This window comes from Morganella sp. GD04133 (assembly GCF_029835375.1).
GTDB classification, from domain to species: domain Bacteria; phylum Pseudomonadota; class Gammaproteobacteria; order Enterobacterales; family Enterobacteriaceae; genus Morganella; species Morganella morganii_B.
This window is the reverse complement of the sequence record NZ_JAODZS010000002.1, coordinates 160,526-171,111: the sequence shown is the minus strand read 5'-3', so window position 1 is coordinate 171,111 and position 10,586 is coordinate 160,526. Positions and strand designations below refer to the sequence as shown.

Annotated in this window: 8 protein-coding genes; 3 read left to right on the top strand and 5 right to left on the bottom strand. The window is 48.7% G+C overall.

Annotated features, from left to right (window positions below):
• Both N7387_RS01630 and N7387_RS01625 read right to left on the bottom strand, forming a co-directional pair.
• Positions 1-1,224: methyl-accepting chemotaxis protein (locus N7387_RS01630; protein ID WP_279796267.1), on the bottom strand; the 1,224-nt coding region annotated here is incomplete at its 3' end.
• A 360-nt stretch (positions 1,225-1,584) separates the two neighbouring features.
• Positions 1,585-2,358, bottom strand: coding sequence for an IclR family transcriptional regulator (locus N7387_RS01625; protein ID WP_279796265.1), 774 nt, complete (start codon positions 2,356-2,358; stop codon positions 1,585-1,587).
• A gap of 330 nt (positions 2,359-2,688) precedes the next feature.
• Here N7387_RS01625 and N7387_RS01620 point away from each other — a divergent pair, with 330 nt between their 5' ends.
• The 3 genes from N7387_RS01620 to N7387_RS01610 are packed head-to-tail and all read left to right on the top strand — an operon-like array spanning position 2,689 to position 6,562.
• Positions 2,689-3,582 carry a dihydrodipicolinate synthase family protein gene (locus N7387_RS01620; RefSeq protein ID WP_279796270.1) on the top strand — a complete coding sequence of 298 codons (894 nt, stop codon included), beginning with the start codon at positions 2,689-2,691 and terminating at the stop codon, positions 3,580-3,582.
• A 49-nt stretch (positions 3,583-3,631) separates the two neighbouring features.
• A complete protein-coding gene (locus N7387_RS01615) occupies positions 3,632-4,918 on the top strand; it encodes an MFS transporter (RefSeq protein WP_262883558.1) in 1,287 nt (428 codons plus the stop codon).
• A gap of 48 nt (positions 4,919-4,966) precedes the next feature.
• Positions 4,967-6,562, top strand: coding sequence for an altronate dehydratase family protein (locus tag N7387_RS01610; protein ID WP_279796262.1), 1,596 nt, complete (start codon positions 4,967-4,969; stop codon positions 6,560-6,562).
• A gap of 83 nt (positions 6,563-6,645) precedes the next feature.
• Here N7387_RS01610 and N7387_RS01605 read toward each other — a convergent pair whose 3' ends face one another.
• The 3 genes from N7387_RS01605 to recN form a co-directional block, all read right to left on the bottom strand.
• On the bottom strand, positions 6,646-7,917 hold the full coding sequence (locus tag N7387_RS01605; protein WP_262861241.1) for an MFS transporter: 1,272 nt from the start codon (positions 7,915-7,917) through the stop codon (positions 6,646-6,648).
• 427 nt (positions 7,918-8,344) lie between these two features.
• The gene (bamE, locus tag N7387_RS01600; RefSeq protein ID WP_025152038.1) at positions 8,345-8,731 is read right to left on the bottom strand and encodes an outer membrane protein assembly factor BamE; all 387 of its coding nucleotides are present in this window, start codon (positions 8,729-8,731) and stop codon (positions 8,345-8,347) included.
• A gap of 122 nt (positions 8,732-8,853) precedes the next feature.
• A complete protein-coding gene (recN, locus tag N7387_RS01595; RefSeq protein ID WP_262883557.1) occupies positions 8,854-10,515 on the bottom strand; it encodes a DNA repair protein RecN in 1,662 nt (553 codons plus the stop codon).
• Positions 10,516-10,586 lie beyond the last annotated feature (71 nt).

The following is a 10,586-nucleotide window of genomic DNA, read 5'->3' as shown; positions in this document are numbered from 1 at the left end:
GGCCTGCGCACTGCGCTGGGCCAGGTTACGCACCTCACCGGCAACAACCGCAAACCCGCGTCCCTGTTCACCGGCACGGGCGGCTTCCACGGCGGCATTCAGCGCCAGAATATTGGTCTGGAAAGCGATACCGTCGATCACACTGATGATATCGGCAATTTTCTTCGAGCTGTCGCCGATGCCGCGCATGGTATCCACAACATCATCCACCACTTTTCCGCCGCGCTCTGCGGTCTCAGAGGCGGTTAATGCCAGATGACTGGCCTGACGGGCATTATCAGCGTTCTGGCGCACGGTTGCGGTCAGTTCTTCCATACTGGCGGCGGTTTCTTCAAGAGACGCAGCCTGTTGTTCGGTCCGCGAAGACAGGTCGTTATTCCCGGCCGCAATTTCACTGGCACCGTTGTAAATCGCATTAACGCCGTCACGGACATTACTGACTGTCCCTGCCAGTTCACCCTGCATATAGCGCAGAGTATCAGCCAGTTTATTGACTTCATCACAACCGGTCATATTAATGGTTCTGGTCAGGTCTCCTCCGGCAATATGCCGGATATTGTCAAGCACGTTATTTAGCGGTGTAATCAGTGTGCGCTTAATACTTGCCCAGATACCAATTACAATAAGCAGAATGATACAGAGCATGGTGGCCAGTATCCATTTTGACCGCGCATCGGATTCGCTATCTTCTTTTACCACGCCTTCAATAAAATGGTTATTTGACTGGTTATAAATAGTGTACTGTTTTTGATAAATATCCTGACTGGCTTGTGTATTCTGTGATATTGCAGCGGCGAAATCACCATTGCGTATCAATTGTATAAGTTGGGTCAGTGTTGTGTGATATTGATTATAGGCATCTTCCAGTTCTTGGATTTTTGTGCCTGAGTGACTTGGCAGTGAATCGAAGAGTGCCCAGTAATGTTCAGCTTGTTTCAGATTTTTAATAGCGTCATTTAATAACTGCGTTGACGATTCATTTAATTTATTATCATTGGTAACGATATCAATGAGTGCCCGATTGAGTGATACCCTGGTATTTAATAACTCTGACCAGACACTGGATTGCAGATTGTCACGTGAGCTCAGGTTGTGTAATTGTTTAAAGGATGTTGTATTATTTTGCATGGTATTAAGAAATAAACCACTCGTTAATAGCTGCAATGCACAAAATATAAGTAATGTTGTAATCAAAATTGTTGTGATTTTCAAACGGCTGAACATTTGTTTCTCTCTTTGCATCAATGTTTCATTTTAAACCCGGATGTGTTATTTTATAATATAATGAATATCATTTATATCATTCCCATCTGTTGATAAGTAAATGGATTATGCTGTTATTCACTGTTATTTTATTTTTCCGGCTGTAGAAAAACGGTGCGGGCAGCAGAAAAACAGCCCGGTCATATGGAGGTTTGTTTGATAAACACCTTGCTGTCGGTCTGTTTTCTTGTTTAATATCAATGAATAACTAAACTCTGGATGTTTTTCCGGAGCAGTCGGAAGGTATAGTGATGACCATCAATGAGTTTGTTGGTATCGAATGTTATTTTTGTCTGTAAGATAATTTACGTTTATTCTTCTTTACTGATAAAACTCCACATCCTGCAATGTATTCAATTCCTGCTCGATGCGTTCACGGCTGCTGAGTAATACACTGATAATCTGGTTGTTTTTTTCATCATTGCTGCGAAATGCCGGGACGGAGACACTGATGGCGGCGATAATTTTATTGCGCTGACGTAATGAAACGGCATAGCAGCGGGTTTCTTCGTTTATTTCCCGGTTATCCGTGGCGTAATGATTTATTTTGACATCTTCCAGCTGCTGACGTAATTCACCAATAGTGGTGATACTGTATTTTGTCAGCGGGGTAAAACCGTCAGGATATAGGCGGAGAATATCGTCATCGCTGTAATGGCATATCATCGCTTTACCTAATGCCGAATAAACCGCCGGTAAGCGGGTGCCGATATTGGAGACTAACTGAACTTTCTGTGCAGATTGTACTTTATCAATATACAGCACATCCGGACCGTCTAATATTCCCATCTGGCACACTTCGTTGCACTCATTGACAATGTTATTCATCTCGCGGTGAACCATTTTCAGCCAGTAGGATTTTTCAAAGAAGGAGCGGGAAAGAATTGAACAGGCGATACCCAGAAAATAAAGCTGGGTATTTTCGTCATAATTAATATAACGGCGTTCTGCCAGGGTTTTCAGAATCGGATAAAGCGTGCCTTTTAATATCCCGGTTTTCCCGGACAGCTGCGTGAGGGAAATCCCGGTGTTTTCTGCCGCCAGAACACTGAGTACTTCTAACACCCGTATTGTCGGCATATGCTCCGTTGACATCAATTCACCTCCCTGACAGTTTATGCCGCTATTCTAGGTACAAAGCCCCGCTAAGTAAATCATGTCCGGGTGTCCGTTTGTGACATTGCCGCCGGTGTCACGGCAATCCGCTTTATTGTCCCCGTAATGTGCTGCTCCTCACAGATAAATAATAAATAACCGCAATCCGGCCCGGGTTTTTCCGCAAATGGTGTTTTCAACGGCAATAAAAACAGTCTGTTAGCCTGTTTTTTTCAGCAGGTATACAAAATTTGACTCACTCAGAGTTTCATGATTACTTACGTGTGTTTTTATTTATTAACGAGGTTTGTATATATGAACAATGTGGGTATGGAAAGCCGTTACATCACACCGGCGGTAACAATTTTTGATGATAAAGGCCGGATTGATACGGAACAAAACCAGCAGGTGTATGACTCGCTGAAGGGACATGTTTCCGGATTTGTGGTTATGGGCAGTACCGGCGAGTTTTTTTCACTGGATATGGACAGCTCAAAAACACTGATCAGGTTATGCGGCAGTTATGACAAAGGGGAAATGAAAGTGTATGCCGGGACCAGCCGCCCGGATGTGAATGAGTCTGCCGCGCTGGCGAACTATGCCCATGAGCAGGGCGTGGACGGGGTCATGATTATCAGCCCGTACTATTTCCCGCTGGATGATGAGGGTGTTTACCGGTTTTACAGTGCGGTTGCGGAAAAAACATCAGCCAATATTTTTATCTATAACTTCCCGGAACGTACCGGTTACTCGGTGTCGCCGGAGGTCTGTCTGCGTCTGGCGGATCGCTATCCGAATATTATCGGGCTGAAAGATACGATCCCCGATACATTACATACGTCGCAGATTATTCAGACGGTAAAAAAAGAGATCCCGCATTTTGAGGTTTATGCCGGTTATGACAATAACTTCGCCCATGTTGTGCTGGCGGGGGGAAATGGCTGTATCGGCGGGTTATCCAATATTGTGCCTGAGTTTTTCGCTTCCTGGATGGCGGCATTTGCACAGGGTGATATGGCTGCTGTAGCGGCACATCAGCGCAAAGTGGATCAGCTGATGGCCGTTTACGGCGTGCACTCACCGTTTATCCCGACCTTTAAAAAAGCCTTACAGATGCGGGGCATTATTCAGTCAGACTACTGCACAGCGCCATTCAGCCGCCTGAATGCGGAGCAGACTGAACAGCTGATGCAGATACTGGCGGATGCTGAAACAGCACGCTGATTTTTCCTGATTATAACGACAGAACATCTTACCGACAGGGAATATTATCATGGCGACTATCACAGCTTATGACAATCCTGCTTTAAATTCCGCGATTAAAAAATCGTGGAAGCGTTTAGTACCCCTGATGTTTATTTTGTACTTTGTGGCATTTATTGACCGTGTGAATGTGGGCTTTGCAAAAGATGCTATGCAACTGGATATCGGGCTGTCCGATTCCGCCTTTGCACTGGGGGCGGGGATTTTCTTCGCTGCTTATGCACTGTTCGGGATCCCGGCGAACCTGATCCTCAATAAAATCGGCGCACAAAAGTGGCTGAGTATGACAACGGTTATCTGGGGTGTGTTATCCGCAATGACCGGGTTCGTGACCAACGAGACGCAATTTATTGTGCTGCGTTTCCTGCTGGGACTGGGTGAGGCGGGTTTTTATCCGGGGATTTTATTGCTGGCCTCTATCTATTTCCCGAATAAAGTCCGTGGCTCGGTGATTGGTATTTTCGTTCTCGGCGTACCGCTGGCACTTACACTCGGTTCGCCGTTATCCGGCGCATTGCTGGAATTGCACGGCTGGATGGGACGTCCGGGCTGGTTCTGGATGTTTGTGATTGAAGGTTTACCGGCGGTTGTTATCGGGATCTTCGCCTTTTTCTGGCTGGATGACAGCCCGGAGAAAGCCCGCTTCCTGACAGCGGAAGAGAAGAAAGCCCTGACAGAGCAACTGGCCAGTGAGAATGCGAAAACAGAAACCACGTCGGTGTTGTCCGCATTGAAAAATATCAGGGTCTGGCATCTGGCACTTATCTACGGCACCATCCAGATTTCGGTCTACGGGCTGATGTTTTTCCTGCCGTCGCAGGTGGCTTCCCTGATGGGACAAAGTCTCGGGTTTAAAGCGTCTCTGGTGGCGGCTATTCCGTGGGCATGCTCGGCGTTCGGTGTGTATTACATCCCGCGCCTGGCGGATAAAAATCCGTCGCGCCGTGTGGCTATCTCTGTGATGTGTATGTTGGCGGCGGCAGTTGGCCTGGCATTATCCGCCTTTGCCAGCCCGGTCTTTGCGATCGCCGCACTGTGTCTCAGCGCCGTCGGTTTCCTGTCGGTGCAGCCGGTATTCTGGACATTCCCGCCGCAGTTACTGAGCGGCCCGGCGCTGGCTGCCGGTATCGGGTTCTGTACCACCATGGGGGCATTCTGTTCTTTCCTCGCACCGATTATCCGTGTGGAAATGGATAAACTGATGAACAGTAATACGGCAGGGATTATCACACTTGCGGTGATCACTGTCGGCTGTGCGCTCCTGATTGCCTTACTGAAAAAGAACACACAAAAATAACCCTGATTCATTGCCGTTATTTTGGCGGTAATAACCGGAAGGTGAGTTATGCAAAAGATATTACGTATTGATGAAACCGATAATTTAATCGTGGCACTGAAGGATTTGTATGCCGGTGAGGTCTGTCAGTGGGGTGATGAATCAATCACTCTGGTCACAGATGTGAAAGCCAAACACAAGTTTGCTCTGGAAGCGGTACCGGAAGGCGGTATTGTTTCCATGTACGGAACCGCTGTCGGGAAAGCAACAAAACCGATTGCCTGCGGGGAAGTGATTACCGTGGATAATATCCGCCATTATGCCGCCCCGGTGTCACTGGAGGAGAGCGGAAATTATGAATGGCAGATCCCGGATGTATCGCCCTGGAAGGAGCGGACATTTAAAGGTTATGTCCGTGATGATGGCCGGGTAGGTACGGCAAATTACTGGCTGATTTTCCCGCTGGTGTTCTGTGAAAACCGCAATGTCACCAAACTGACGGATGCGCTGAATGAGGCGCTGGGTTACACCAATAACAGCCTGAAAAGCTTCGCTCTCGATCTGACCGCCGGTGAACAGGCGCAGACTGCAAAACCTAAACTGTTTCCGCATATTGAAGGTGTGCGCTGTATTACGGTGACCAGCGGCTGCGGTGGTGCCACTTCTGACAGTAAAACCATGTGTGATGTACTGGCGGCGTATGCGGATCACCCGAATGTGATCGGTATTACCGTGTTTAGTCTGGGATGTGAAAAAGCACAGCGCAGGATGTTCAAAGAGTCGCTGGCGGCACGTAATCCGGCGTTTGATAAACCGGCGCTTTATTTCCGGCAGCAGGAATGGAACAGCGAAGAAGAGATGATGCAGACTGCGCTGAAGCAAACCTATGAGTGTATGAAAGCGGTGAAGCCTCAGAGCCGCACGGATGTACCGCTGTCTTATCTTAAGCTCGGTGTGAAGTGCGGGGCATCTGACGGGTTTTCGGGCATTTCCGGCAATCCGGCGATGGGGCTGGTGTCGGACTGGCTGGTGACGCTCGGCGGCGCTTCCGGTCTGGCGGAATTCCCGGAATTGTGTGGTGCGGAAGGGGATATGGTAAAGCGCTGCATCCGCTTTGAGGATAAGAAGAAATTCCTCGATCTGATGGGGCAATATGAGAAAACCGCGAACTTCTTTAATACCACTATCGCGGATAATCCGAGTCCCGGAAATATTGCCGACGGATTAATTACCGATGCAATTAAATCAACCGGTGCCGCGAAAAAAGGCGGAAAATCGCCAATCACTGCGGTGTGTGATTATGCGGAACCGATGCCGGATCACGGTTTGTCTCTGGTCTGTACACCGGGAAACGATGTGGATGCCGTGACCGGTCTGGTGGCTGCCGGGTGCAATATCGTTATTTTTTCCACGGGATTGGGGACGCCAACGGGAAACCCTATCGTGCCGGTAGTCAAGATTTCCACCAACAGTGCCATCGCGCAGCGCCTGTCAGACATGATCGATTACGACTGCGGGCCGGTAATAGACGGTGTGCCATTACCGGAAATCAGTAAAGGGCTGTTTGAGCGGGTGATTGAAACGGCGGGCGGGGAATATAAGGTGAAAGCGGACCGTCTGGAGCAGTTTGATTTTCTGCTGTGGAAGCGATCACTGGATTTATAAAAAGCGTATTGCCATACAGGTAAATAAAAAACGGGGAATATTCCCCGTTTTTTATTGCTGCACGTTGTTATCAGATATGGTTATCAGACATAAAACTTCATAGATTTTTTGCCGAGGCAGAAACTGATAAACAGGCCGAGAGCACAGAGGAACAGAATATAGTAGGCGATAAACATCGGGTTAACGTGTTCGGCAATGACCGGTACGGTGAAGGTGGTCAGCCCGGCGAACAGGGCGTTACCGATGTTGTAGGAGAACCCGATGCCGCTTAAGCGGATATTGGCCGGGAACAGTTTGATGATAATAATCGGCACACAGGCTACCAGACCTAAGAACAGGGCGGCCAGCGAATATAAGAAGCCGATAGTGGTGTGGTCACCGCTGCCGAGGGAATTAAAGAAGGCGTAGCTGGTTGCAGCCAGCAGGATGCTGTATATCACAACGGTTTTACGGATGCCGAGTTTGTCGGACACAATCCCTGCGATAATACTGCCGGCCATATTCATGACGGTGGCGAGGATCGCAATTTTACTGACAAATTCCGGGTCGATTTTAAAGATATCGGATTTCATCAGGTTTGGTGCCAGGACAACCAGAACCACACCGGTGGTCAGCAGCCAGGTGGCAAGAATAGAGATCATAGTAGCCGGTTTATAGCTCTTTAATACCTCTTTGATCGGCATATCAATCAGTTCTTTGCGCTTTTTCATTTCCAGGAATACCGGTGTTTCACGCAGATAACGGCGTAAATACACGGCAATCAGACCTAAAACCCCGCCGCAGATAAACGGATAACGCCATGCGAAACTTAAGATCTGGTCATTGCTGAAATTAGTGTAAATCAGGTAAGCCGCGAAGTGACCGATAACCACACCGAATGTCAGGCCGCTGGCAATCATACTGTTCGCCAGACCGATACGGTTCTGCGGGACATGCTCGGTGACAAAGACGTGGGCACTCGGTACTTCCCCGCCTAATGCGATACCCTGCAACAGACGCATCAGCAGCAGCAGTACCGGTGCGGCATAGCCAATCTGCTCATAGGTCGGCAACAGGCCGATCAGCAGAGTCGGGATCGCCATCAGGAACAGGGAGAGCATAAACATTTTTTTGCGGCCAATCAGGTCGCCGAAATGTGCCATTATTACGCCGCTGAGCGGGCGGACAAAATAAGCGACCGCGTAGGTCAGATAGGTCATGATGCTCGAAAGCAGCGGTGAGTCACTCGGGAAGAAGAGTGTCTGCAAAAAGGGTGCGAAGGTGAGGAATACGATAAAGTCGTAAAATTCCAGCGCACCACCCAAAGACGCAAGAGTCAGCGTTTTTCCGTCCTGTAGCTTTAAGCGATTAGACATGCCATTAACCTTACTTATAAACATGCGTGAAAATGAAATAATCGTGAATACTAGCACGATACTATCGGTCAGTGAGATATTTCTGAAAAGTTAATTATATTAATGATTTATATCTATTTTTTAATGTGACTACCCCGGGAAGTAAACTGTCTCCGGCTAATTTACGGAAATATAAGCAAAGTAATGTTTGAGTATCATGATTATTACCAGGGCGGAACAGCAAAAATAGCAGAGAGTGATAAGTCATGGTTATGAATAATTATTCGTTATAAACTTAACTAATGGGTTGGGTGTTGCGGGCACGAGATATAATAATAAGCTGGTAGCACCAAACCGGAACAGATAAATAAACAAAACCCGCTAATCCATAATGTATCAGCGGGTTTTTGTTACTAACCACACGTTGTTTCAGCGTGACCACAGAGAATCAGTCAGTGACAGTCTGACTGGCGATTTCACTTGCTGTTTCGTCACCGCCATCCGGTTTGTAATCGGTGTTCGTGATTTGGCTCAGTGTACCGGCGGAGTCAAAGACCAGTGTCAGTGTTTCCTGTTTCACCGGCTCATGGCCCGGTTCGCGACGGAAGACATAGTACCAGGTCTGTGTTCCGAACGGGTCACGTAACATCGGGGTACCGAGTGTATAAGCGACTTGCTGTTGGGTCATTCCTTTCTGGATCTTCGCCACGTCTGCCGGTGTCAGGTAATTACCCTGGTTGATATCCGGGCGGTAAACAACACGCTCCAGAGTGGAACAACCGGCAGTTAACAGCAACAAAGATGTCGTTGCGGCAATCAGCAATTTACAACGCATGGTGATTTCATTCCTTTAGGATTCTTTGTGACGATGATAATCGACAATAATCAAATTGAAAACCTTTACATTTTTCTATGACCGCAGGATCGCATAAAAGTTAGATGAAATCAGCTTGTTTGTCATGCTGCCAGCAATTCTTTTGCGCTGGCAAGGGTATTTTTGGTAACGGCAGCACCGGCAAGTAACCGGGCCAGTTCCTGTACCCGCGCTTTTTTATCCAGCAACTGCATGGCGGTTTCGGTTTCCGTGCCGTTGGTGTGTTTGCTGACAAAGTAGTGCTGATGTCCGCAACCCGCAACCTGCGGCAGGTGAGTCACACACATGACCTGCGTGGATTCGCCCAGTTCACGCAGCAGTTTCCCGACGATAGCGGCTGTCGGACCGCTGATCCCCACATCCACTTCATCGAAAATCAGTGCCGGCGTGTCCATTTTCTTCGCGGTGATCACCTGAATTGCCAATGCAATACGGGATAACTCCCCGCCGGATGCCACTTTCGCCAGTGCCTGATGAGGTTGTCCCGGGTTGGTGGTGACATTAAATTCAACTCTGCTTGCGCCATCCATACTCAGTTGTTCCGGGGTAAAAATCACATCGGCGGTAAAGCGGCCGTGCGGCATCGATAAATGGTGCATACTCTGTGTGATAAGCTCACTCAGTTCAGCGGCGTAGTGTTCTCTGACCATATGTAACTGCTGTGCGATTGTCAGCGCCTGCTGATAATACTGTTCCGCTTCGCGGCTCAGCTCTTCGCTGTGTTGTTCACTTTCCTGCTGCATCTGCTGCTCTTCCTGCAACTGTGCATACAGGACATATAACTCTTCCGGTGTAGTGTGGTGTTTACGGCTCAGGCTGATGTAACGGGAGATTCGTTGCTCGAGTTCATACAGCCGGTTCGGATCGAGATCCACCCGGTTACTGTAGTGACGCAGTTCATTGCTGACTTCATCCACCTGAATGGCGGCTTCTTCCAGCATGTTCAGTAACGGAGACAGGCTTTCATCCAGGGAGATCAGTTCACTGAGTTCATGACGGGCATGATTGAGCATGCTGATGATGTTGTTTTCATCATGTTCACTGAGAATGTTTAAGGTGCCCTGACTCAGGCTCAGAAACTGACCGGCATTCGCCAGGCGTTTATATTCTGCATCAATATCCGGAAATTCCCCTTCACGGGGTTCAAATTCACCGAGCTCTTTCAGGTGATAATCAACCAGCTGCTGACGGGCTTCACGTTCCAGTGCCTGCTGCTGATAGTGCGCCAGTGCCTGACAGGCATTGTGCCATTGTTGCCAGGCTTTTTTCATTTCACCGAGCAGTAAGCCCTGGTTAGCGTAGGTATCCAGCAGGATTTTCTGGTGGCTGCTTTCCAGCAGATGCTGGTGGGCATGTTGTCCGTGGATTTGGATCAGCAGTGTGCCGAGCTCGCGCAGTTGTGACAGCGGTACGGCTGTGCCGTTGATAAAACCACGGGAACGTCCGTCGCTGTTGATGGTGCGGCGCAGCAGGCATTCCTGATTATCATCCAGCTGATGTTCTTCCAGCCAGAGACGGGCGGCAGGGGTATCTTTCAGGGAGAAGCGGGCGCAGATATCAGCACGGTTGGCGCCGGGGCGCACCATATTGGCATCCGCGCGGTTGCCGAGGCATAAACCAAGTGCATCAATGGCAATGGATTTACCGGCACCGGTTTCCCCTGTGATGGCAGACATACCGGCGCGGAAGTCGATCTCTAACTCGCGGACAATAGCAAACTGACTGATGGTGAGCTGGGTTAACATGCCGCCTCTCCTGTGGATATACACATACCTGTTTTTTCATACAGTATAATCAGGATTTGTATCCGGTAAAG

Coding starts and splice junctions, on each gene's coding strand:
- N7387_RS01625 (WP_279796265.1), bottom strand. CDS start 2,358: ATGTCAACGGAGCATATGCCGACAATACGGGTGTTAGAAGTACTCAGT.
- N7387_RS01620 (WP_279796270.1), top strand. CDS start 2,689: ATGGAAAGCCGTTACATCACACCGGCGGTAACAATTTTTGATGATAAA.
- N7387_RS01615 (WP_262883558.1), top strand. CDS start 3,632: ATGGCGACTATCACAGCTTATGACAATCCTGCTTTAAATTCCGCGATT.
- N7387_RS01610 (WP_279796262.1), top strand. CDS start 4,967: ATGCAAAAGATATTACGTATTGATGAAACCGATAATTTAATCGTGGCA.
- N7387_RS01605 (WP_262861241.1), bottom strand. CDS start 7,917: ATGTCTAATCGCTTAAAGCTACAGGACGGAAAAACGCTGACTCTTGCG.
- bamE (WP_025152038.1), bottom strand. CDS start 8,731: ATGCGTTGTAAATTGCTGATTGCCGCAACGACATCTTTGTTGCTGTTA.
- recN (WP_262883557.1), bottom strand. CDS start 10,515: ATGTTAACCCAGCTCACCATCAGTCAGTTTGCTATTGTCCGCGAGTTA.